General features: G+C 69.9%; 22 protein-coding genes and 1 pseudogene. 4 read left to right on the top strand and 19 right to left on the bottom strand.

The window, feature by feature from the left end; genetic code table 11:
• The first annotated feature begins 81 nt into the window (after nucleotides 1-81).
• Genes purL through grxD form a run of 3 tightly spaced genes read left to right on the top strand, consistent with a single transcriptional unit; the run spans nucleotide 82 to nucleotide 2,909 of the window.
• Nucleotides 82-2,280: a phosphoribosylformylglycinamidine synthase subunit PurL gene (gene purL / locus KO353_RS12535; RefSeq protein WP_218287383.1), complete on the top strand. Its 2,199-nt coding sequence runs from the start codon at nucleotides 82-84 to the stop codon at nucleotides 2,278-2,280.
• 17 nt (nucleotides 2,281-2,297) lie between these two features.
• Nucleotides 2,298-2,534, top strand: a complete 237-nt coding sequence (locus KO353_RS12530; protein WP_218285061.1) for a BolA family protein — start codon at nucleotides 2,298-2,300, stop codon at nucleotides 2,532-2,534.
• A gap of 30 nt (nucleotides 2,535-2,564) precedes the next feature.
• The gene (gene grxD, locus KO353_RS12525; protein WP_218285060.1) at nucleotides 2,565-2,909 is read left to right on the top strand and encodes a Grx4 family monothiol glutaredoxin; all 345 of its coding nucleotides are present in this window, start codon (nucleotides 2,565-2,567) and stop codon (nucleotides 2,907-2,909) included.
• 83 nt (nucleotides 2,910-2,992) lie between these two features.
• Here grxD and KO353_RS12520 read toward each other — a convergent pair whose 3' ends face one another.
• Both KO353_RS12520 and rpsD read right to left on the bottom strand, forming a co-directional pair.
• Nucleotides 2,993-4,303 (bottom strand): class I SAM-dependent methyltransferase, encoded by a 1,311-nt coding sequence (locus tag KO353_RS12520; RefSeq protein ID WP_218285059.1) that lies wholly within the window; start codon nucleotides 4,301-4,303, stop codon nucleotides 2,993-2,995.
• A gap of 76 nt (nucleotides 4,304-4,379) precedes the next feature.
• Entirely contained in the window at nucleotides 4,380-4,994 is a 615-nt protein-coding gene (gene rpsD / locus KO353_RS12515) for a 30S ribosomal protein S4 (RefSeq protein ID WP_218285058.1), read from the bottom strand.
• Between the two features lie 185 nt (nucleotides 4,995-5,179).
• On the opposite strand from rpsD, the gene KO353_RS12510 reads away from it, so the two are divergent.
• Entirely contained in the window at nucleotides 5,180-5,389 is a 210-nt protein-coding gene (locus tag KO353_RS12510) for a hypothetical protein (RefSeq protein ID WP_218285057.1), read from the top strand.
• Here the strand turns inward: KO353_RS12510 and KO353_RS12505 are convergent, their stop codons facing one another.
• The 17 genes and pseudogenes from KO353_RS12505 to gorA all read right to left on the bottom strand — a co-directional run bounded on the left by KO353_RS12505 (nucleotide 5,390) and on the right by gorA (nucleotide 22,730).
• Nucleotides 5,390-6,676, bottom strand: coding sequence for a TRAP transporter large permease (locus KO353_RS12505; protein WP_218285055.1), 1,287 nt, complete (start codon nucleotides 6,674-6,676; stop codon nucleotides 5,390-5,392).
• Nucleotides 6,676-7,137, bottom strand: coding sequence for a TRAP transporter small permease (locus KO353_RS12500; RefSeq protein WP_218285054.1), 462 nt, complete (start codon nucleotides 7,135-7,137; stop codon nucleotides 6,676-6,678). The genes KO353_RS12505 and KO353_RS12500 overlap by 1 nt, the downstream gene beginning before the upstream one ends.
• Nucleotide 7,138: 1 nt before the next feature.
• Nucleotides 7,139-8,128, bottom strand: a pseudogene (locus KO353_RS12495) (TRAP transporter substrate-binding protein).
• A gap of 299 nt (nucleotides 8,129-8,427) precedes the next feature.
• Nucleotides 8,428-9,243, bottom strand: coding sequence for an RNA methyltransferase (locus KO353_RS12485; protein WP_218285051.1), 816 nt, complete (start codon nucleotides 9,241-9,243; stop codon nucleotides 8,428-8,430).
• Nucleotides 9,244-9,280: 37 nt separating this feature from the next.
• The gene (locus KO353_RS12480; RefSeq protein ID WP_218285050.1) at nucleotides 9,281-9,979 is read right to left on the bottom strand and encodes a copper resistance D family protein; all 699 of its coding nucleotides are present in this window, start codon (nucleotides 9,977-9,979) and stop codon (nucleotides 9,281-9,283) included.
• A 202-nt stretch (nucleotides 9,980-10,181) separates the two neighbouring features.
• A complete protein-coding gene (locus KO353_RS12475; RefSeq protein WP_218285049.1) occupies nucleotides 10,182-10,535 on the bottom strand; it encodes a copper resistance CopC family protein in 354 nt (117 codons plus the stop codon).
• Nucleotides 10,532-10,843 (bottom strand): CopM family metallochaperone, encoded by a 312-nt coding sequence (copM, locus tag KO353_RS12470; protein ID WP_235692121.1) that lies wholly within the window; start codon nucleotides 10,841-10,843, stop codon nucleotides 10,532-10,534. The genes KO353_RS12475 and copM overlap by 4 nt, the downstream gene beginning before the upstream one ends.
• A gap of 111 nt (nucleotides 10,844-10,954) precedes the next feature.
• Nucleotides 10,955-11,227 (bottom strand): metal-sensing transcriptional repressor, encoded by a 273-nt coding sequence (locus KO353_RS12465; RefSeq protein WP_328774530.1) that lies wholly within the window; start codon nucleotides 11,225-11,227, stop codon nucleotides 10,955-10,957.
• Between the two features lie 79 nt (nucleotides 11,228-11,306).
• Complete coding sequence (cimA, locus tag KO353_RS12460; protein WP_268906187.1) at nucleotides 11,307-12,890, bottom strand: citramalate synthase; 1,584 nt, start codon at nucleotides 12,888-12,890, stop codon at nucleotides 11,307-11,309.
• Complete coding sequence (gene cysS / locus KO353_RS12455) at nucleotides 12,887-14,320, bottom strand: cysteine--tRNA ligase (RefSeq protein WP_218285045.1); 1,434 nt, start codon at nucleotides 14,318-14,320, stop codon at nucleotides 12,887-12,889. The genes cimA and cysS overlap by 4 nt, the downstream gene beginning before the upstream one ends.
• A gap of 79 nt (nucleotides 14,321-14,399) precedes the next feature.
• A complete protein-coding gene (gene gltX, locus KO353_RS12450; RefSeq protein WP_218285044.1) occupies nucleotides 14,400-15,755 on the bottom strand; it encodes a glutamate--tRNA ligase in 1,356 nt (451 codons plus the stop codon).
• On the bottom strand, nucleotides 15,752-16,147 hold the full coding sequence (locus KO353_RS12445) for a hypothetical protein (RefSeq protein ID WP_218285043.1): 396 nt from the start codon (nucleotides 16,145-16,147) through the stop codon (nucleotides 15,752-15,754). Before KO353_RS12445 ends, gltX begins: the two co-directional genes overlap by 4 nt.
• Nucleotides 16,144-17,808 carry an NAD+ synthase gene (locus tag KO353_RS12440; RefSeq protein ID WP_218285042.1) on the bottom strand — a complete coding sequence of 555 codons (1,665 nt, stop codon included), beginning with the start codon at nucleotides 17,806-17,808 and terminating at the stop codon, nucleotides 16,144-16,146. Before KO353_RS12440 ends, KO353_RS12445 begins: the two co-directional genes overlap by 4 nt.
• Before the next feature lie 31 nt (nucleotides 17,809-17,839).
• The gene (locus KO353_RS12435; protein ID WP_218285041.1) at nucleotides 17,840-18,739 is read right to left on the bottom strand and encodes a DMT family transporter; all 900 of its coding nucleotides are present in this window, start codon (nucleotides 18,737-18,739) and stop codon (nucleotides 17,840-17,842) included.
• A 3-nt stretch (nucleotides 18,740-18,742) separates the two neighbouring features.
• Complete coding sequence (locus KO353_RS12430; protein WP_218285040.1) at nucleotides 18,743-19,861, bottom strand: beta/alpha barrel domain-containing protein; 1,119 nt, start codon at nucleotides 19,859-19,861, stop codon at nucleotides 18,743-18,745.
• A gap of 29 nt (nucleotides 19,862-19,890) precedes the next feature.
• Nucleotides 19,891-21,273 (bottom strand): class II 3-deoxy-7-phosphoheptulonate synthase, encoded by a 1,383-nt coding sequence (locus tag KO353_RS12425; protein ID WP_218285039.1) that lies wholly within the window; start codon nucleotides 21,271-21,273, stop codon nucleotides 19,891-19,893.
• Nucleotides 21,274-21,365: 92 nt separating this feature from the next.
• Complete coding sequence (gene gorA / locus KO353_RS12420; RefSeq protein ID WP_218285037.1) at nucleotides 21,366-22,730, bottom strand: glutathione-disulfide reductase; 1,365 nt, start codon at nucleotides 22,728-22,730, stop codon at nucleotides 21,366-21,368.
• Nucleotides 22,731-22,735 lie beyond the last annotated feature (5 nt).

The following is a 22,735-nucleotide window of genomic DNA, read 5'->3' as shown; positions in this document are numbered from 1 at the left end:
CGATCACGCGGCAGGACGGAGACCAGAGTGACGACCGAGACCCTCGCCAAGCCGCACCACGCGACCCGCCCGCACGAGACCCTGCCGCGCGAGCGCGCCGCACAGCTCGCCGTCGAGTTCGGGCTGAAGCCCGACGAGTTCGAGCGGGTGCTTGCGATCCTCGGGCGCGAGCCGAGCCTGACCGAGCTCGGCATCTTCTCGGTGATGTGGTCGGAGCACTGCTCCTACAAATCCTCCCGAATCTGGCTGCGCGAGCTGCCCACGAGGGCGCCGTGGGTGATCCACGGCCCGGGCGAGAACGCCGGCGTGGTCGCGATCGGCGATGGGCTTGCCGCCGTCTTCAAGATGGAGAGCCACAACCACCCCTCGTTCATCGAGCCCTATCAGGGTGCGGCGACGGGCGTGGGCGGAATCCTGCGCGACGTGTTCACCATGGGCGCGCGGCCGATCGCCAACTTGAATGCGCTCCGCTTCGGCTCGCCGGCGAACCCGCGCACGCGGCGGCTCGTCGACGGCGTGGTGCGCGGCATCGGCGGCTACGGCAATTGCGTGGGCGTTCCAACCGTCGGCGGCGAGGTGAATTTCCACCCGGCCTATGACGGCAACCCGCTCGTCAACGCCATGACCGTCGGCATCGCTCCGGCTGACCGGATCTTCCTCTCCGCCGCCGCGGGCGTGGGGAACCCGGTGGTCTATGTCGGCTCGAAGACCGGCCGGGACGGGATCCATGGCGCGACCATGGCCTCAGCCGAGTTCGCCGCCGACGACGGAGACGAGAAGCGCCCCACCGTCCAGGTGGGCGATCCGTTCACCGAGAAGCTCCTGATCGAGGCCTGCCTCGAGCTGATGGCCACCGACGCGATCGTCGCGATCCAGGACATGGGGGCGGCAGGCCTCACTTCCTCCTCGGTCGAGATGGCGGGCAAGGGCGGTGTCGGCATCGTGCTCGAGCTCGACCGGGTGCCCCAGCGCGAGACGGGCATGAGCGCCTACGAGATGATGCTCTCCGAGAGCCAGGAGCGGATGCTGATGATCCTCCGCCCCGGCGCCGAGGAGACCGCGCGCGCGATCTTCGAAAAATGGGAGCTCGACTTCGCGGTGGTCGGACATCTCACCGACACCGGAATGATCGAGGTGCGGCACCGGGGGCGGACGGAGGCGATCATCCCTCTCGCCCCCCTCTCCAACCAGGCGCCGCTCTACCGGCGCCCGACCGAGGAGACGCCGAAACAGCGGCCGCTCGACCCCGCCTCGGTGCCCGACCCGGCGGGGATCGGACCTGCCCTCGAGACGCTCATCGCCTGCCCCGACCTCGCCTCGCGCGCCTGGATCTGGGACCAGTATGACAGCACCGTGGGCGGGCAGACGGTGAAGCGCCCCGGTTCTGCCGATGCGGCCGTGGTCAAGCTCGAGGGCCTGCGCCGGGCGCTCGCGCTGACCACGGACTGCACCCCACGCTACTGCCAGGCCGACCCTGAGCAGGGCGGGGCGCAGGCGGTGGCGGAGGCTTGGCGGAACCTCACCGCCGTAGGCGCGAGGCCGCTTGCCATCACCGACAACATGAACTTCGGCAACCCGGAGCGGCCGCGGATCATGGGCCAGTTTGCCGCCGCGGTGCGCGGCATGGCGGCGGCCTGCCGGGCGCTCGACTTCCCCGTGGTCTCCGGCAACGTGTCGCTCTACAACGAAACGGACGGCCGAGCGATCCTGCCAACCCCGGCTGTCGGCGGCGTCGGCGTGCTCGAGGATGCGGCCCAGGCAGTGGGGTTAGCCCTCTCGCCAGGGCTCGATCTCGTGCTAATCGGGGAGACGGTGGGGCAGCTCGGCCAGTCGCTGTGGCTGCGCGAAATTGCCGGCCGCGAGGACGGCGCCCCCCCGAGCGTCGATCTGGTCGCCGAGCGCCGCAATGGCGATTTCGTCCGCGCCGAGATCCTCGCGGGCCGAGTGGCCGCCTGCCATGACGTCTCGGATGGCGGCCTGCTCGTCGCCGTGGCCGAGATGGCGATGGCGGGACGCGTGGGAGCGACGCTCGCCCCCGGGCCCGACGGCATCCCTGCCCACGCCTTCTGGTTCGGCGAGGACCAGGCGCGCTACCTGCTCGCGGTCGACGATGCCGGCTCCATGCTCGCCCGCGCCGCCGCCTCGGGCGTGCCCGCACGTCTGCTCGGCCGAAGCGGCGGCGAGGAATTGACCTTGCCGGGAGCGTTCTCCATATCGATCGACGCACTGCGCGCGGCCAATGCCGCGTGGCTCCCGGCCTTCATGGCCGGGCAGGCTTGAGAGGAGTATGCGCCTCCATGGCGATGTCAGCTGCCGAGATCGAGGCTCTGATCCGCGCCGCCCTGCCCGATGCGAAGGTGACGATCGAGGATCTGCGCGGCGATGGCGACCATTATGCCGCGACAGTCGTCTCGGCTGCTTTCAAGGGCAAGACCCGCGTGCAGCAGCATCAGATGGTGTACGCCGCGCTCCAGGGGCGCATGGGCGGGGCACTGCACGCCCTTGCGCTTCAGACCTCCCCGCCGCAAGACTGATCAAAGCGCCCACGCGAAGGACGAAACGCGATGTCCAACCCCGTGTTCGAGCGAATCCAGGCCGACATCACCGAGAACCCGGTGGTGCTCTACATGAAGGGAACGGCGATGTTCCCGCAGTGCGGCTTCTCCGCCCGCGTGGTGCAGATCCTGATGCACATGGGGGTGAAGTTCAAAAGCGTGAACGTGCTCGAGGATCCTGGCCTGCGCGAGGGCATCAAGCAGTTCACCAACTGGCCGACCATTCCGCAGCTCTACGTCAAGGGCGAGTTCGTCGGCGGCTGCGACATCGTTACTGAGATGTTCCAGTCGGGCGAGCTCGCGAAGCTCTTCACCGAGAAGGGCGTGGAGTTCAAGCCGGCGGCGGCGGCGTAAGTCGCGCGCCATCACTCTCTCGAGCCGTCCCCCAGTTCGGGGCGAACTGGCCCTGAGGCGCCGGAGCCCCGCACCTCCCGACCTCAGTGGTAGAGATCCGCCCGCGTCGGCGGCAGGCCCGACGGGCCGCGCGACCTCTTTGTTGCAACCGTCTGGAAGATCAGCGCGGTGTCGCGCTCGAAGGCGAGGCTGACACCGGCGAGATAGAGGAGCCACAGCCTCACTCGGGCCGCTCCGACCTCGGCCTCGGCCTCAGCGCGCCGTGCGGCGAGCCGCTCGGTCCAGAGCCGCGTCGTGCGCGCATAGTGCTCACGCCAGCCCTCCACGTCGTGAACCTCGAAGCCCGCCCGCTCCAGCGAGGCGACCGTGTTGCCGATATGGTCGAGTTCGCCGCCCGGAAACACGTAGTCGATGATCGCCCGGTATTCGGGGTTCTTGCGCCGGAACGTCCGCTCGTCCTTCTTCGCTGGCCGGGTGATCGCGTGGTGGAGATAGATCCCCCGCGGGCGGAGGAGTTCCCGCACGCCGGCGAAATAGGCCGGCGCGTTTGCGAGCCCGACATGCTCGAACATCCCGACCGAGGCGATCTTGTCGAACCGGCCGGCATGGTCGGGGAGGAGCGCGCGCCAGTCCTTGAGCTCCACGGTCACCCGGTCCTCGAGGCCCATCGCGGCGATGCGGGCTTTCGCTCCCTCGACCTGCTTCTCCGACAGCGTCACGCCGTGCGCGAGCACGCCGTGCCTCGCCGCGGCATGGCAGACGAGCCCGCCCCAGCCGCAGCCGATGTCGAGAAGACGCTCCCCGGGAGAGAGGCGGAGCTTGCGGCAGATCATCTCGAGCTTGGCCTCCTGCGCCTCTTCGAGCCCCGCCTCCCACTGCGGGAAATAGGCGCAGGAATATTGCATCAGGGGATCGAGAAAGAGCGCGTAGAAGGCGTTGGAAAGGTCGTAGTGGAAGCGGACGAGCGCGCCATCGTCGCGGCCCCGCCCGGCGCGCTCGGCCGTCGCTCCGGCATAGGCATGGCTCGGCGCCGCCGCTCCGCGCAGCATCAGGAACGGCCAGGCTGCGGCGAGCAGGCGACGCTTCGGAAGCCGCCTCCACAGCCCCTTGGTCCGGGCCGAGCCACGCCGCGCGGCGAGGTCGAGGAGCGTGCCGCCCTCGATGTCGAGATCGCCGGCGGCGATCAGCTCGACGACCGTGCGCAGGCGCGGGCGCCGCAACAGACGCGCGAGCGCGACGGGGGAGTTCACGGCCACGGCAACAGCCCCGTCCGCCTCCCGCCCGAGGGGAAGGCGCTCGCCGTTCCAGAGCCGAACCGACACGGCGGAAGGGGCAACGTCGGCGACGATCCGCGCGATCTCGCGTGCCGCCTCGAGAAGCCGCGCCTCGCTCATCGGCCCAGGCTGAAACGCTGCGCGCCGGACGAGATGGCCCGTCCGGCGCGCGAAGCCACCATGGACTGTCGCTCGCTCAGCGCGAGTAGAACTCGATCACCTGGTTCGGCTCCATCTGCACCGGATAGGGCACATCGGCGAGCTTGGGCGCGCGGAGGTAGCGGCCCCGCATCGCCCGGTGATCGACCTCGAGATACTCGGGCACGTCGCGCTCTGTGCTCTGCGCCGCATCGAGCACCACGGCGAGCTGCTTCGACTTCTCGCGAAGCTCGATCACGTCGCCATCCTTCACGAGATAGGAAGGGATGGTGACGCGCTTGCCGTTGACGAGGACATGCCCGTGGTTGACGAGCTGGCGCGCGGCGAAGGGCGTGATCGCGAACTTCATGCGGTAGCACACCGTATCGAGCCGGCGCTCGAGAAGTTCGATCAGGTTCTCGGAGGTGTCGCCCTTCCGGCGAACCGCTTCCTGGTAATAGCGGCGGAACTGGCGCTCGCCGATATTGCCGTAGTAGCCCTTGAGCCGCTGCTTCGCCATCAGCTGGATGCCGAAATCGGTCGGCTTCTTGCGGCGCTGGCCGTGCTGGCCCGGGCCGTAGTCGCGCTTGTTCAGCGGCGACTTCGGGCGCCCCCACAGGTTCATCCCGAGGCGACGGTTGATCTTGTACTTGCTTTCGGTGCGCTTGGTCATGCGCGGCCCTTCCGTGGTAGTTCCGGCGCCGCCCCGTGCGGCGCCCGCTGTCCCGGTAGTCCGGCGAGCAAATGGCTCATGGCGGGCGCGGGCCATCAGGCCCGTCCACATTCCCGGGAGTGCGAAGGGCTATAGGAGGGCACCCGGAGGTTGTCAAACCGGGGGCCCGCGCCTAATCACCGCCCATGATCACGCGCGGCGAGATCCTCGTGCTCGGCCTCACTGCCGGCGTCATCGGCTCGGTCACCGGCGGGATGGCGCTCGGCATCGGGCTCGGGCTCGTGGTGCAGGGGGCCCATATCGGCTGGCTGCTCATTCTGCCCGGGGCGCCGCTCGGCGGGCTGATCGGGCTTCTGCTCGCGCGGCGCCTCGCCCGGCGTCTGCCCGAAACCTGATCAGCCGAGCGCGCGCGGAAGCCAAAGCACGACATCGGGCGCAAAGGCGAGCGCGACGAGAACCGCGCCCATCGCCCCGAGCAGCGCCGGCAGGTGCCGGAAGCTCTCCCGCATCGGGATGCCGGCGACGCGACAGGCAGCCATGAGGTCGATCCCCAAAGGCGGCGTGTTCGCCCCGATGGCGAGGTTGAGCGTGAGCAACAGCCCGAAATGCACAGGGTCGATGCCGTAGCGCGGCAGAGCCGAGGACAGCACCGGTGCAAGCAGGAGGATGACGGCGATCGTCTCCATGAAGGTGCCGAGCAGAAGGAGCAGCGCCATCGCGAGCAGGATCACCACGGTCGGATCGCTGGTCAGCCGCAGAAGCCACGCCGTGAGTTGTTGCGGTGCGCCCATCGCCCCGAGCACCCAGCCGAACAGCGAGGCGGTGGCGATCACGTAGAGGATCACACCCGAGGTCTCGGCGGCGCGGCGAAGCTCCTCCCACAGAAGCGCCGGCGTCAGAGCACGCGTGACGCCGAGGCCGACCGCGAGCGCATAGAGACAGGCGACCGCGCCCGCCTCCGTTGCGGTGAAGACGCCGCCGCGGATGCCGCCGACGATGATCGCCGGCGCTCCGAGCGCCAGAACGCCGATCCATCGCCCCTCGCCTGGCACGAGACCTGCGGTCTCGCCCGCGCCGCCCCAGCCCTCGCGGCGTGCCCGCCGGATCGAGACGGCGGCGAGAGCAAAACCGGAGAGTACGCCCGGAACGAGCCCTGCCGTGAACAGCTTGCCGATCGAGGTTCCGGTCGCCACGCCATAGACGATCATCACGATCGACGGCGGAATGACGGTGCCGAGCGAGCCCGCGCATCCGAGCAGGCCAGCAGAGAACCCCGGCGGATAACCCGCTCGCCGCATCGCCGGCAAAACGAGCGAGCCGATCGCCACCGTGTCGGCCACGCCAGACCCCGAGAGCGCGCCGAACAGCATGCAGGCGACGACCGCGACCGCCGCGAGTGCCCCGCGACGCTGCCCGACGAGGGAAAGCGCGAGCGCGACGATCCGCCCCGTCAGCCCCGCCGCGCCCATCAGCCCGCCGGCGAGCACGAACAGCGGAATCGCGAGCAGCGGAAAGCTGTCGAGCCCCGACACCATCTGCTGCGCCACCACGGGCAGCGGGGTGATGTCATGATGCAGGATCGCCGCCAGCGCGGCGATGCCGAGCGCCGAGGCGACCGGCACATCGAGCAGCAGCGCGACGGCGAAGGTGCCGAACAGGGTCGCGAGCGCGCCGCCCGGCATCAGCGTGCGCGGGAAAGCAGCCGGGCAGCCGCTCCGAAACCGATCAGCGCCATCCCGGCCCCGGCCGCCCAGAAGAACGACGCGACCGGGAAGCCGAGCGCCGTGGTCGTGCCGCCTCCGGCGATCGCGACGCATTCGATGGTTGCCCAGAGTGCGAGCGCCGCGAAGCCGAGGACGGCAAGGTCACCCGCCGCTGCCGCAACGCGTGCAGCACCCGAGTGCCGCACCAGAAGCGGCATCAGCCCGGCCGAAAGATGGCCGCCCCGCGCCTCCGCTCCCCCGGCAGCGAGGAACGCCGACCAGACGAGCAGAAGCCGCGGAAGCTCCTCCGCCCAGACCGGTGTTCGCCCGAAGCCGTAGCGCGCGATCACGGTCCAGACGACCGCCGCGGTGAACGCGGCCGTCAGCACAGCGCTGGCTGCGATCGCGAGCCCGCCCACGCGGCGGGCCAGCGCCTCCATCTCAGCGGTTGCGATAGCTCTCGAGCAGGCCCATCAGCTCCGGCCCATAGAGCCGGCCGAACTCCTCCCACACCGGCCGCACGGCGGCGATGAAGGGGGCACGGTCGACCTCCGTCACGGTCATCCCCTTCGCCTTGAGCTGCTCGATCGCCGCCTCGTCCGCACGGATGCTGTCAAGACGCTGCCGCCCGCCCCAGGTCACGGCCGCGGAACGAAGGACCGCCTGGTCATCGAGAGAGAGGCGCTGGAAGGCGCTGCGCGAGATCGCGAGCGCGGCGGGGCCATAGACATGGCCGGTGAGGGAGAGATGCTTCTGCACCTCGTAGAACGACGCGGACCAAATGATCGACAGCGGGTTCTCCTGCGCGTCGAACACCCCCTGCTGGAGCGCCGAATAGAGCTCGCCGAAGGCGAGCGGTGCAGGCTCCGCTCCGAAAGCCTTGAAGGTCTCGAGGCGCATCCGGTCCGGTGTGACGCGGATCTTGAGGCCGCGCAGGTCGGCCGGCGTGCGCACCACACGGTCACGCGTCGTGACGTGCCGAAGCCCCGTCTCCCACCACGCGAGGATGACGATGTTCTTCGCTTCCATCAGGCGAGCGAGCGCCGCGCCGAGCTCGCCATCATAGGCACGGTAGGCATGCAGCCGAGAGGGCCACGTGTAGGGCAGCTCGACGATCCCCATCCTCGGCTCGATCGTCTGGAAGGATCCGGCACCGATCAGGCCCATCTACACCGAACCGAGCTGCAGCCCCTCGATCACCCGAGTCTCGGCGCCGAGCTGGCCACCGGGGAAGACCTGGATCTTCACGCGCCCGGACGTGCGTTGCTCGACCTCCTGCGCGAAGCCAGTGGCGTTGACGTGCCAGGAATGGCTCTCGGAGAGGACATGGCCGAGGCGGAACGGAGCCTGCGCCGCCGCGGGCGTGAGTCCGGGAGCAAGCCTGGCAGAGCCGAACACGGCGATGGCGAAGAGGGAGCGGCGGACGGACATGCGATGTTCTCCCGGATCGGTCCAACGTTGCGGAGACTATGGCCTGCGGCCGAAGAGCACCACCCCCACGTGGCGTGGACGGGATCTCTTCCGCTGCGGGAGACTGGCCACCACAGGCGCGGCCGGATTTTTCGCCCGCGCGGCCATGCTCAGGGCGCGGGGCGTGCGCCCGAAGCCGGCCAGTGCGGGAGGCGGTTGACGATGTCCGGATTGCTGAAGGCAACCCGGCTGCCGCCATCCGTCGCTTTCCCGGGCCTCGAGCGGACGGGTGCAGTGCCCGCGTTCTATCAGGACGCGCCTTAGGCCGGCTCGTCGTCCATCAGCATGTCCGGCTCGATCCGGCCGAGCACGCGTCGCCCGCGCGCAAGCTCGGTGACGATGCCGTGCAGCGTGCGGAGCTCCTGCTCTGTCACCTCGCCACGCTGGAAGAAGGCGCGGATGTTGCGCAACATCCCCGGCCGCTTCTGCGGGTTGCGCAGGAAGCCGCAGGCATCGAGCTCCGCCGTGAGATGACGGAAGAAGTTCTCGAGTTCGCCCTTGGTGGCGACACGCGTTTCGTTCGTCACGAGCCGCGCGGGAGGGGTCGAGTCCGCTGCCGTCCACCACTCGTAGGCCATCACCATCACGGCCTGGGCGAGATTCATCGAGTTGAAGGCCGGATTGAGCGGCACCTGCACGAGCGTGTCGGCATGCGCGAGCTCGTCGGCGAGCAGGCCTGCGCGCTCGGGACCGAACAGGATGCCTGAACGGAGGCCACGTGCAGCGACGTCGCGAAGGGAGGCGGCCGCTCCGCGCGCCGTCATCGTTTCGATGATGACATGACGCGGCCGCGGGCAGGTAGCGAACACGCGGTGGAGATCGGCCACCGCATCGGCGAGCGTCGCGTGCACCGTCGCCGCTTCGAGGATGCGGTCCGCTCCGGAAGCCGTGCGCCAGGCCTTCTCCTGCGGCCAGCCGTCGCGCGGCGCGACCAGCCGGAGATGGAACAGCCCGCCATTGGCCATTGCCCGCGCTGCGGCGCCGATGTTCTCGGCAAGCTGCGGGCGCACCAGGATGACGACGGGGGTGTTCTCCCCCACCGGCCCGATCTCGGCCCCTCTCGCCCGCCCGGTCATGCGCGGGTGATAGGGCGGGGCTCAGCCCCGGGCAAGCTCAGCTCGGAATACGGTGCCCGGCATCGAGCGGGTGGATCGGGACCATCTCGGCCGCCGCCCAGAACACAAGGAGCGCCAACCCCCGCCTCGAGTCGGATCGAGCCGCAAGGCGTTCGCCCGCGCCACGCTCGCCGCGCGCGGCGGCAGGAACCAGAACGAAGGCATGGCGCGCCGCGAGTGCGAGCATCACGGCGACGAGCAGGATCTTGACCGTCAGCCCCCAGCCATAGGCGGTCGCGTAGAGCAGATCGAGCCGCCGCACCATCAGCACAGCGAGCGTGATGCCGGAGGCGACGAGCACGAGGACGATCGGCCGCGCGAGCCGGGACCAGGACGCGAGGATCGCCGGCGCCTCGAGATCACGCCCGCGGGCGAGCCGCGTGAGCGGCAAGAGCGAGCCGACCCAGAACGACACGCACGCGAGATGGAGAACGAGAAGGGCGGCGATCTCCTGCCGTGGCCGGTAGAGCATCGAGTGGCCCATCGCCGCGTACGATGCGCAGACGGCGAAGGCGCCTGCGACCGCGAGAGGGGGGGCGATCGGGAAAGATGTGGCAAGCAGCGCGATCGCGGCGAGGCCGGCGAGCCGGATCCAGAACGCATCGCCGATCCGCGAGGCGAGAATCGCCTCCCAGAGCCGGGCGGCAAGGAGATCCCCCCCGCCCGAGAGCACTCCGGCATGGACGACGAGCGCCACGAGCGAGAGGAGGATCGCCGCGATCGGAGCCCGGCAGCGAGGCGACGGACCGCACGCGCATCCTCCTCGAACAAGCGATGCGCAAACCCGGCGTGGAACAGTGCCACGCCGCCGGCGCCGAGGCTCGCGGCGTAGTAGGAGGCGCGCACCAGAACGGTTGCCGCGTCCCAGGCCGAGGCATCAGGTGTCAGGAGTTCGATGATCATGGCATCGGCGCGATGGTGAAGCGGATCGTGCCGCGCACCGGGTGGCCGTCGGCCGAGATGGCGCGCCACTCGAGGCGCCAAGCGCCGGTGCCCAGCGCCGGTGCCGCGAGCTGCTCGATGGGACGCGGGGTGATGTCGCGGGAAAGCGGCAGCCGGACCGATCTGCCCGCCTCGTCGTGCAGCGTCACGGCGGTCAGCCACACGCCCTCGTTGAACCGGAGCGTGAGCATCTCCGGCGGCGAAGTAAGGCGCGCCCCGTTCGCCGGCTCGGAGGAGCGCAACTCGGAATGCGCCCGCGCCGGTCCGGCGATCAAGAGCGGTGCGCCGAACATCGCGCGTCGGGGGATCATCCGCCCAGGCGCCGGAGGATCGCCCGCATCTGCTCGATCTCGGCTTCCTGCGCCTTGGTGATCTCCTCGGCGAGCTTGTGCACCTCCGGGTCCATGCCGTGCTGGAGCACGCTGCGCGCCATGTCGATCGCCCCCTGATGGTGCGGGATCATGCCGGCCACGAAGTCGCGGTCTGCGTTCCCCGTGTAGCGGATGTTCATGTCGCGGTGCATCCTGTCGTTGGCCTCGCGGAACGCACGCGTGCTCGGCGCCTCGCTTGTCCGGGCAGGCGCGCCCTGGCCGTGAGCGCCATGACCATGGTGCTGCATCTGGGCGAGCTCGAGACGAGGCGCGCTGTCAGGCAAGGCTGCGCCCGGCAGCGCCATCACCATGAGTGCGGCGACGAGAAGGGTTCGAATCGATATCGCGACTGGTTTCCCTCAGAGGTATCTTGCGATCAGGCGCATCTCGCCGAGCGCCTCCTCGGCACGCCCCTCCGCGACCGCGCGGTCGAGGCACTGGTCGATATGCGTCTGGATGAGTTCACGCTTCGCCTTCGCCACCGCCGCCTCGATCGCGGCGAGCTGCTGGGCGAGCTCCACACAGGGCCGCCCCGCCTCCAGCATGCCGATGACGCCGCGGAGATGGCCCTCCGCACGGCGAAGGCGGCGCGCGACATCGGCATGAGCGGCGTGGCGTATCCCGTGACCCATCACCGCCACGCTATGCTCCCGGGGAGGATGCGTCCAGGGGGGAGGATCGACACCTCCTCCCCGGAAGCACCCGCGAGACTCACCCTGCCGTCGCGCCCTCGCGCATCAGGAAGTAGGTGACCGCATCGGCGAGCGCCCCGAACGAGGCCTCGATGACGTTCCCCGACACCCCGACCGTGGACCAGCGGTTGCCGGCCGCGTCCTCGCTCTCGATCATCACGCGCGTGACCGCTGCCGTCGCCCTGTCCGGCGCGAGGATGCGCACTTTGTAGTCGACGAGCTTAAGCCGCTCGACCTCCGGGTAGTGCGGCAGCAGCGCCTTTCGAAGGGCGGCATCGAGCGCGTTCACCGGGCCGTTGCCCTCGGCGACGGTCAGAACCCGTTCGCCGCGGACCACGATCTTCAGCGTCGCCTCCGAGAGCGCCTCCTCCCCCTCGCCGCGCCGCTCGACCAGCGTCCGGAACGATTCGAGATGGAAATACTCCGGAACGGTTCCGAGCATCCGCCGCGCGAGCAGCTCGAACGAGGCCTCGGCCCCGTCATAAGCATAGCCCTGGAACTCGCGCGCCTTCACCTCGTCGAGGATGCGACGCACGCGCCGATCCTCCGGGTCGATGTCGATGCCGACATCGCGCAGGCGCGCGAGGATGTTCGACCGCCCCGCCTGGTCGGACACCACGATGTGCCGGCGATTGCCGACACGCTCGGGCGCGACGTGCTCATAGGTCGCGGGGTCTCGCTCCACAGCGCTGACATGAAGCCCCCCCTTGTGGGCGAAGGCGCTTTCGCCGACGTAAGCCGCGCCGCGCGCAGGCGCGCGGTTGAGCCGTTCGTCGAGCAGGCGGGAGAGCCGCGTCAGCCCCCGCAGCCCCTCCTCCGTGACGCCGGTCTCATAGCCCATCTTGAGCATGAGGGTGGGGATGATAGAGATCAGGTTGGCGTTGCCGCAGCGCTCGCCAATACCGTTGATCGTTCCCTGCACCTGACGCACGCCAGCGCGCACGGCCGCGAGCGTGTTGGCGACCCCGTTCTCGGTGTCGTTGTGGCCGTGGAAGCCAAGCTGGTCGCCGGGGATGTGGCGCGTGACCTCCGCCACGATCGCCTCGACCTCATCGGGCAGCGTGCCGCCGTTGGTGTCGCAGAGCACGATCCAGCGCGCGCCCGACGCATGCGCCGCCATGATGGCCTTCAGCGCGTAGTCGCGGTTGCGCTTGAACCCGTCGAAGAAGTGCTCGGCGTCGAACATCACGGTTTCGGCACGACGCACGGCCTCGGCCACGCTATCGGCGATCATCGCGAGGTTCTCCTCGAGGCTGACGCCGAGCGCGACTTCGGCGTGATAGTCCCAAGTCTTGCCGACGAGGGTGATGATCGGTGTCTTGGCGCCGAACAGAGCGGCGAGGCCAGGGTCGTTCGCAGCACTTCGGCCGGCGCGGCGCGTCATGCCGAAGGCAGCGAGCCGGGCGCGCTTGAGCGGCGGCGGGCTCGCGAAGAAGGCATCATCAGTCGGGTTGGCGCCGGGCCAGCCGCCCTCGATCGTATCGACCCCGAAGGCGTCGAGAGCGCGGGCGATCGCCTGCTTGTCGGCCACGCTCCAGTCGACCCCCTGCATCTGCTGCCCGTCGCGCAGTGTGCAGTCATAGATGTGGATCCGGCGGCTCACGAGGCGCGCCTCCAGGTTGTTCCGTCCTTGGTGTCCTCGAGCACGATCCCTTCCGCGAGAAGCTCGGCGCGGATCCGATCGGCTTCGGCGAAATCGCGTGCGCGCTTAGCGGCGAGCCGTGCGGCGATCGCCGCCTCGATCCGCGCCGCATCCGCCGCTCCACCCTGGCGCCATGCTTTCGGGTCGGTGCCGAGAAGGCCGAGCACGCCCGCCGCCCGGCGCAGGGCCGTCACCGCCTCGCCCGGGCCAGGGTCGAGCCGCGGCGTGATCCGCGCGAGCACTGCGGTCGCCGACCCGCCCGAGAGGTCGACATTGGCAAGCGTCCTGAGGTCGTGCAGCCGCGCGAGCGCAAGCGGCGTGTTGAGATCATCAAGCAGCGGCGCGAGCGCCCATTCCGTGAGCGCCTCGACGGTTTCTCCCTCGCGGTCGGTCATGCCGGCGGCGGCGAACAGCGGCGTGTAGAAGTCATCGAGCTCGCTCTTGGCCTCGAGCAGACGCTCGCGGGAATAATCGAGCGGCATGCGGTAATGAGTCTTGAGGAGAACGAGCCGGAACGCCTCGCCCGCCCACGGCCCCTCGGCGATGATGTCCTGAACCGTGAGGAAATTGCCCAGCGACTTCGACATCTTCTCCCCACCCACGAGGAGCATGCCGTTGTGCAGCCAATAGCGCGCGAAGCCCGAGCCGGGAAAGGCGCAGAGCGACTGCGCACGCTCGTTCTCATGGTGGGGAAAGATCAGGTCGAGCCCGCCGCCGTGGATGTCGAAGTCCGCGCCGATATGTTTGAAGCTCATCGCCGAGCATTCGATGTGCCAGCCGGGGCGGCCGCGGCCCCAGGGGCTCGGCCAGCCGGGCTGGTCGTCGGAGGAGGGTTTCCACAGCACGAAGTCCGCCGGCGATCGCTTGTAGGGAGCGACCTCGACGCGGGCACCCGCCTCCATCTCCTCGGGCGACCGGTTCGAAAGCGCACCGTAGCCAGGGAAGGAGGGGACGTGGAACAGAACATGCCCCTCCGCCACATAGGCGTTGCCGTTGGCGATCAGCCGCTCGATCAGCGCCACCATCTCGGCGATCGTCGCTGTCGCGCGCGGCTCAACATCCGGCGGCAGGGCGCCAAGGGCGGCCATGTCTTCGTGGAACCAGCGCGTCGTTCGCTCCGTCACTGCCTCGATCGGCTCGCCCCGTTCGCGCGCCGCGGCGATGATCTTGTCATCGACATCGGTGATGTTGCGCACGTAGGTGACGCGCGGATAGAGCCGCCGCAAAAGCCGAACGAGCACGTCGAACACGACCACCGGCCGGGCGTTGCCAAGATGCGCCCGGTCATAGACCGTCGGGCCGCACACGTAGAGGCGAACGTGGCTCGGGTCGATCGGCTGGAAGCGTTCCTTCCGCCGCGTAGCGGAGTTGTAGAGGAGAAGGTCGGTCATCGGTCCGTCCGGCGGGGCGCCAAGCCCCCGAATGGGTCACGCGCGCGTCACGGTCGAATGTGGCGACAGATGCGGGCGATCACGCTTTGTCTCCGGCGGCCAGGCTCAAGCGCAAGAGTGCACGATCGCGCCCCATCAGGGGAAGCAGGTCCTTGAGCTCCGGCCCGTGCTCCTCGCCCGTCAGCGCGAGGCGAAGCGGCCGGAACAGCGCCCTGCCCCTGCGGCCGGTGGCAGCGGTCAAAGCCCTCGTCCAGGCGGCGACGGTCTCCTCGTCCCAGGCGCCTTGGGGCAGCGCGGCGGCGGCGGCGGCGAGGAAAGCACGATCCTCCTCCGCCTCGAACGGCGGCGGCATGATGTTTCCCGCAACCACCTCCCACCACTGGCGTGCCTCGGAAAGCAGGTCGAGATTGCCGCGCACGGCGTTCCAGAAGTGTTCGGTCGCGCCTTCGGGAAGGCGGTCACGCACCGCCTCGAAGGGAAGCGCCTGCAGAACGCGGCGGTTCAGCGCAAGCAGCTGGACGGGGTCAAAGCGCGCGGGGCTTCGGCTGAAGGCGGCGAGGTCGAAGCCGGCGACGAGCTCCTCCCAACCGGCCGGGGCGATGTCGGCTGCGGTGCCGAGCCGTACGAGATAGGCCGCAAGGGCCGCGGCTTCGATCCCATCTCCCCGGAGCGCGCGCAGCGAGAGAGAGCCGAGCCGCTTCGACAGAGGCTCGCCATCGGCGCCGACGAGAAGCGGCAGGTGCGCGAAGCGAATCGCTTCGGGGTCGCCGCCAAGCGCGGCGAGGATGTCCCGTTGCACGCCCGTATTGGTCACGTGGTCCTCGCCGCGGATCACATGGGTGATGCCGAGCTCGAGGTCATCTACCACCGAGGCGAAGGTGTAGAGCGGCGTGCCGTCCTCGCGCACGAGAACCGGGTCGGAGAGGGCAGCGAGTTTCACGACGCGGCGACCCAGCACGAGGTCGTCCCAGGCCGAAACACCGTGGGAGAGGCGGAAGCGCCAGTGCGGCCGTCGGCCCGAGGCCATGGCGCGGGCGCGTTGCTCCTCCGTCAAGGCCAGGGCCGCGCGATCGTAGATCGGCGCGAGGCCGCGCCTGAGGCGCTCGCGCCGCTTGAAGGCGAGCTCCTCCTCCGTTTCCCAGCACGGATACAGACGGCCCGAGGCCTTCAGCCGTTCCGCGGCCTCGGCGTAACGCTCGAGCCGGCCGCGCTGGTGCAATGGGCCTTCCTGCCAAGAGATGCCGAGCCAGCGGAGGTCCTCGAGGATCGCCGCCTCGTACTCCGGCCGGCAGCGGGCGCGGTCGGTGTCGTCGAGGCGAAGCAGGAACGTTCCGCTGTGCTTCGATGCGAAGAGGGCGTTTGCAAGCGCCACGCGCGCATTGCCGACGTGAAGGTAGCCGGTCGGCGAGGGAGCGAAGCGGACGCGGGGCGTCATGCCCCCGCCTCGTCCTCGTCGTCCTCGCCATCCTCGTCGCGGCGCGGGTCGAGGCTGCGCCAGTCACGCTCCTCGTCGCCGGCGGGGAGAGGGTTCGCCGCGAAATGGGCGAGCTCGGTCGCGCTGGTCCAGCCCAACACGCCGGCATCCGCCACCTCGGCATCCTCGCCGAAGGCGTGCCAGTGCGCCGCGACCTCCTCAGCCGTCGCGCCGGGCACGCGGCAGCGCTCGACGCTGTCGCGCACGTAGCGTCGCGCGAAGGCGTTGGCATGCATCAGGGTAGCGAAGCCGGCCACCTCCTCGACGGCTTCCGGCGACGCAGGATCCTCCGCGGAGAGGTCGCGGATCCGCACCACCCAGCCCCCCTCCGGCGCAAACAGCCCTGCGATCATGCGATAAGCCCGGTGAAGCCGTTGGTGATGGGGTAGCGGCGGTCACGCCCGAAGGCGCGGCGGGTGATCTTCACGCCCGGAGGCGCCTGGCGGCGCTTGTACTCGGCACGGTCGAGCATGCGCCAGACGCGCAGCACGGTTGCACGGTCATGCCCGCGCGCGACCAGTGCCTCGACACTCTCCTCGTCCTCGACCAGCCCTTCCAGAATCGAATCGAGCACGTCGTAAGGCGGGAGGGTGTCCTGGTCCGTCTGGTTCGGCTTCAGCTCGGCGGACGGCGGTTTGGTGATCACGCGTTCCGGCATCACCGGCCCCTCCGGCCCCCGGCCGTCAGGCGGGCGGTGCGCGTTGCGCCAGCGGGCGAGCGCGAAGACGGTGGTCTTGTAGACGTCCTTGAGCACGGAGAAGCCGCCGCACATGTCGCCGTACAGCGTGGCGTAGCCGACCGACATCTCCGACTTGTTTCCCGTGGTCAGCAGCATGTCGCCGAACTTGTTCGACAGGGCCATCAGAATCAGCCCGCGCGAGCGCGACTGGATGTTCTCCTCCGCGATGTCGGGGGCGCGGTTGCCGAACAGCGGGGCGAGCGCCTCGTGGAAGGCCGCCATCGCCCCGGTGATCGGCACGACATCGTAGCGGATTCCGAGCAGCCTCGCCGTCTCGGCCGCGTCCTCGAGGCTGTGGCGGCTCGTGTAGGGAGAGGGCAGCATCACTGCCCGGACACGACCGGGCCCGAGCGCATCGACCGCGACGGCAGCGCTGAGCGCGCTGTCGATGCCGCCCGAGAGGCCGAGCACCACCCCGGGGAAGCCGTTCTTGTTCACGTAGTCGGCAAGCCCGAGCATCATCGCCCGGTAGATGCTCTGTTCGCGGCTCTCCTCGGGCGGCAGCGGCTGTGGTGCGCAGACGAGCCGGGCTCCGTCGCGCGTCCATTCCGTCACGGCAATGGCCTCGGTGAAGGACGGCAGGCGGACTGCAGGCGAACGGTCGGCGTTCAGAATGAAGCTCGCCCCCTCGAACACGAGCTCGTCCTGGCCGCACACCTGGTTGAGGAACACGAAGGGAAGCCCGGTCTCGACCACCCGGGCGACGGCGAGCGCCTCGCGCACGTGCTGCTTGCCCGCCTCGAACGGGCTGCCGTTGATCGAGAGCAGCATCTCCGCCCCGCTTTCCGCGAGAGTCTCGCACACGGCGGGAAACCACCAGTCCTCGCAGATCATCAGCCCGATGCGGAAGCCACGAAACACCATGGGCCCAGGGGCTGGACCGGGTGCGAAATGACGTTTGTCGTCGAACACCCCGTAGTTCGGAAGCTCGTGCTTGGCGCGCGCGGTCACGATCCGCCCCCCTTCGAGCAGAAACGCGGCGTTGTAGAGCCTGCCCTCGCTCCGCCACGGCCCGCCGACGATCAGGCCCGGGCCGCCATCGGCGGTCTCGGCAGCGAGCGCCGCGATCCGCGCGTCGCACGCATCGAGAAAGGCGGGCTTGAGGATCAGGTCCTCGGGCGGGTAGCCGGCGATCGAGAGCTCGGGCGTGACGACGAGATCGGCCCCTTTCGCCGCCGCCTCGGCGCGCGCGGCGCGGATGCGCGCGGCGTTCTTCTCCACCTCGCCTTCGTGCGGGTTGATCTGCGCTAGCGCGATGCGAAGCGTCTCTGGCATGGGCGGAAGCTAGGTTCGGCCTTGGGCAGCGTCAACGCGCCGGGGTGCGGCCCGAACCACGCAGGACCCCGAACAGCATCCCCGCCGTGACCAGGACGACGCCGACGGAGGCGAGAGGCCCGAGCGGCTCGCCGAGGATCGGCCAGGCGGCGACGGCCGCAAGCGCAAGAACCACGGAGGTGAAGAAGGCAAGCCGCGTGGGCCCGAGCGCGACGAGAGCGCGCGTGTAGAGCAGCGAGGCGACCACCATTGCAAGCCCGCCCTGGTAAGCCCCCTGGAACGCGATTTCGCCCCAGGCCGCATCATCGAGCCGCGAGGGCAGGGCAAGCGCCCAGACGGGCAGATAAAGCGGGGCAGAGACGGTGCCAACGGCGACGGTCGCCTCAAGCGCGGTGACCCCCAAGTGCCGAACGAGCAGGGTGAACACAGCCCAGGAGGTGGTGCCGGCGAGGAAGAGGAAATCGCCGCGCCAGGCTCCAGACGCGGCGAAGAAGTCGGCGCCTGCGATCAGCGCGATGCCAGCTAACACGATGGCAAGAGACAGCGCCCTCTCCCTCCCCACACGCTCGCCGAGCCAGAGCCTCGCGACCAGCGCGGTGGCGAAGGGGAGAGCCCCGGGAAGCAGAACCGCCCCGTGCGCCGCGGGCGCGAGCGCAAACCCGGCATAGGCGCAGAGCGGGAAGCCGAGCCCAGCGAAGCCGGCGAGCGCCACCGCCCGGCGCGAGGAGAGGCGACCGAGCACCCCGCCGCCTGCGAAGGGCGCGAGCACCGCGAACGAGACGACATGTCGGAGAGCGGCGAGATCCCACGGCGTGAGCACCCCGGTCGCGCCGCCGCGGCTTGCCAGGATGAAGCCAGACCAGATGAACAGCACGAGAAAGGCGCAGGCGAAGCCGAGGCGCTGCTCGCGCGCGGCCTTCCCGCCCTGCACCGCTCACGCGCCCGGCCGGCGAAGCAGGAACTCCCGCCCGACCTTCACGCGGGGGATGCCGTCATAGGCGACGATGTCGGCGGTCGCGTAAGTCTCGCTCCACGCCTCGGGCAGGAAGGAGCCAGTGCCGACGACGTCGAGCGGCGCCCGTGCCTCTGCCATGATGCGGCACTTCGCCACCGAGAAGCCGGAGGAGCCGACGATCTTGGCACTGCTGAACCCCGCCTCGTCGAGCGCCTCGCGGAACCGCCACACCGCGGCCGCAGACACGCCGGTGCCGACGAGCCAGCGCAGCTCCTCCTCCGAGCGGTAGCGGCGTATCGCCTCGGGCGCATGCCGCTCGAGCACCGCGTAGGAGGCGGCCGGGTCGAGCGTCTCGAGGAACCGCCCGCCATGCGTGTCGAGCCGGAAGGCGAGCTTGCCTTCCGCCACCATCGACGGGAACCGGCGGCAGACGGCGAGCGCGTCCGTGATCTCCGCTCCGAAATAATCGACGAGAACGGTGAGCGGTTCGCCAGGGAAGGTCTCGACGAACATCTCGGCCGCGCGCAGCGTCGAGCCGGCATAGCCGATCAGCGCATGCGGCATCGTGCCGAGCCCAGTATCGCGCCCGAAATAATGGGCCGTCGCGGTGGTGGCGTTGCCGATGAAGCCCTTCGCCCCTTTCGCCTGAGCCGCCCGCGAGCCGACCGAGGCGGCGTAGGCCATCAGCTCGGCCATTTCGGTTCCGGCGCAGTGACGCGCGTCCATCGCGAGAAAGGCAACATCCGGCAGGGCGAGGCACATCTCGCGCGCGTTCCATGCCGCAACGCAGGGCGGCCCGAGCCGCTGCAGAAGCAGCGTCTCTGTCTCGGCGAGAGCGGCGAAGCTTCCCGTGAGATAGAGGAGCGGCTCGCCCGCGCCGACCTCCGCCCCCTCCTCGTACATCGGCTCGATCACCACCGACTCGCCGCGCACAGAGCGAAGCCACTCGATGGCAAGGCGCGCCGCCATCAGAACGGGGCGGCGGAGGAACACAGCGTAGGTGACGCGCGTGTCGCCGAAGCGCTCGACGATCCTGCGCGTGCGGCTGAAATACGAGTCCGTCCAGGCCGCGAGGTCCGGCGTGGGCGTGGCATCCATGGCGCCGCACCCCGGCGCGGCCGTGCCGCCTACTGCGCGGCGACGCGCTGGCGATCGGCCGGAGCGCGCCGCTCCTTCAGCTCGGCGGCGACCAGGAAGGCGAGCTCGAGGCTCTGCTCGGCATTGAGGCGCGGATCGCAGAAGGTGTGGTAGCGCGAGGCGAGCGACGCCTCAGTGACGGTGCGCGCTCCGCCGAGGCACTCCGTCACGTCCTGCCCGGTCATCTCCACGTGCACGCCGCCGGCCCAGGTTCCTTCAGCCTCGTGCACGTCGAAGAACTGCCGCACCTCGGAGAGGATCGCGTCGAAGCTGCGCGTCTTGTAGCCGTTCGCCGCCTTGACTGTGTTGCCGTGCATCGGGTCGGTCAGCCACACGACCTTTCGCCCCTCGCGCTTGATCGCGCGAACCAGGGGAGGAAGCTTCGCCTCGAGCGTATCGGCGCCCATCCGCGCGATGAGCGTCAGCCGCCCGGGCTCGTTCTGCGGGTTGAGCACATCGCAGAGGCGGAGGAGCTCATCCGCTTCGAGAGAGGGGCCGCATTTGAGCCCGATCGGGTTCTTCACCCCGCGCAGGAACTCGACATGCGCGCCGTCGACCTGGCGCGTGCGATCGCCGATCCAGAGCAGATGCGCCGAGCACGCGTACCAGTCGCCCGAGGTGGAGTCGATCCGTGTCAGGGCCTCCTCGTAAGGGAGGAGCAGGGCCTCATGGCTGATGTAGAAGTCGGTCTCGCGGATCTGCGGCGTCGTTTCGCTCGTCATGCCGCAGGCGGCCATGAAGGCGAGCGTCTCGTCGATGCGCGAGGCGAGGTCCTGGTAGCGTGCGGCGGCGGGGCTCTGGGCCACGAAGCTTAGGTTCCACCGGTGCACCTCGTGCAGGTCGGCGTAGCCGCCCTGGGCGAAGGCACGCAGCAGGTTGAGCGTCGAGGCAGAGTGGAAGTAGCCCTGCTCCATCCGTCTAGGGTCGGGCGTGCGGGCTTCCGGAGTGAACTCGGGGCCGTTGATGATGTCGCCGCGGTAGGAGGGAAGCGTCACCCCGTCGATCGTTTCGGTGTCGGAGGATCGCGGCTTGGCGAATTGCCCGGCCATCCGGCCCATCTTCACCACCGGCACCGCGCCGCCGTAAGTCAGCACCACGGCCATCTGCAGGAGCACGCGGAAGGTGTCGCGGATCGTGTTGGCCGACATGTCGGAGAAGGCCTCGGCGCAGTCGCCGCCCTGTAGGACGAAGGCGCGCCCCTCGGCCGCGGCGGCGAGCGCCGCCTTGAGCCGGCGTGCCTCGCCGGCGAAGACGAGCGGCGGGAAGCGCCGCACCCGCTCCTCGACGGCGGCAAGCGCAGCCGGATCCGGATAGGACGGAAGCTGCCTCGCCGGCTTGCTCCTCCAGGACGCTGGGCTCCAGGGAGCGGTCATGTGGCGGTTCCTCTGGCGTCTCGTTGCGTTGCTGCGCGGAGTTATGCACAAACGCGTGCCTCGCGCCACTCCGCGCGGCGCAGGGCGGGCGGTTACGCCGCGGCCTCCGCCACACGCTCAGGGCGCTTCGTGCGCATCGTCACGAACTCCTCCGCCGCAGAGGGGTGGATGCCGATCGTGCGGTCGAGATCCGCCTTGGTCGCCCCCATCACCACGGCCACGGCGAAGCCCTGGAGGATCTCCGGCGCATCCTCGCCGAGCATGTGGATGCCAAGCACGCGCTGCGTGGCGCGGTCGACCACGAGCTTCATCAGGGTCTGCCGGTCGCGGCCGGTGAGCGCGTGCCGAAGCGGCCGGAAGCGGCTGAGGTAGACGTCGATCTCGCCGCGCTTGGCCGCCTCCGCCTCCGTCAGCCCCACGGTCGCGATGGGCGGGGCGGTGAACACAGCGGTGGGAACGTTATCGAGGCTGATGGTGCGCGGGGTGCCGCCGAACAGCGTATCAGCCAGCGCGTGGCCCTGGCCGGTCGCAACCGGCGTGAGGTTGACCTGGTCGGTCACGTCGCCGAGGGCGAAGATGTGCGGCACCGAGGCCCGGCCCGAGGCATCGACGATCACCGCCCCGTCCGGGCGCGTCGCCACCCCGGCACGGTCGAGGCCGAGGCCGGCCGTTGCCGGCCTGCGGCCGATCGTCGCGAACACTGCGTCCGCCTCGATCACCTCGCCATCGGTGCAGTGGACGAGGAACGCCTCGCCCGCGCGATCCACACGCGCGATCGAGGTCTCGAGCCGGAGCGCGACACCGCCCGCGCGAAGTTCGGCGGCGAGCGCCTCGCGGAGGTCGTCGTCGAAACCGCGCAGGATCAGCCGGCCGCGATAGAGCAGCGTGGTCGCCACACCGAGGCCGGCGAGCAGCGAGGCGAACTCGCAGGCGATGTAGCCGCCACCCAACACGACGGCGCGGCGCGGGCGGCGGGGCATCGCGAACAGGGAGTCGCTCACAAGGCAGTGTTCCGCGCCCGGGAAGTCGGGCAGAACCGGCTCGCCGCCGGTCGCGATGACGATGTGCCGTGCCCTGACCCGCTCGCCTCCGACCGCTACGGTATGGGCATCGACGAGTGTTGCTTCGGCATCGAACAGGCGTGCGCCAGCCCCCTCGAGAAGGCGGCGGTAGATGGCCGACAGCCGCGCCGTCTCCGCCCGCACCGCCGCCTGGAGCCTGCCCCAGTCATGGCCGCGCACCTCGATCTCCCAGCCGAAGCCGCGCGCGTCCTCGGCCCAGGCGCCGTACTCGGCAGCCTGGACCATCAGCTTCTTCGGCACGCAGCCCACGTTCACGCAGGTGCCGCCCCAGAAGCGTCGCTCGGCGATCGCGACCGTGGCCCCGTGCCCGGCGGCGACACGCGCACAGCGCACGCCGGCCGAGCCGCCGCCGATAACGAAAAGATCGACCTCCATCGGAA

The sequence above is a fragment of the Elioraea tepida genome (assembly GCF_019203965.1).
Lineage (GTDB): Bacteria > Pseudomonadota > Alphaproteobacteria > Acetobacterales > Acetobacteraceae > Elioraea_A > Elioraea_A tepida.
This window is presented reverse-complemented; position numbering and strand designations above follow the sequence as displayed.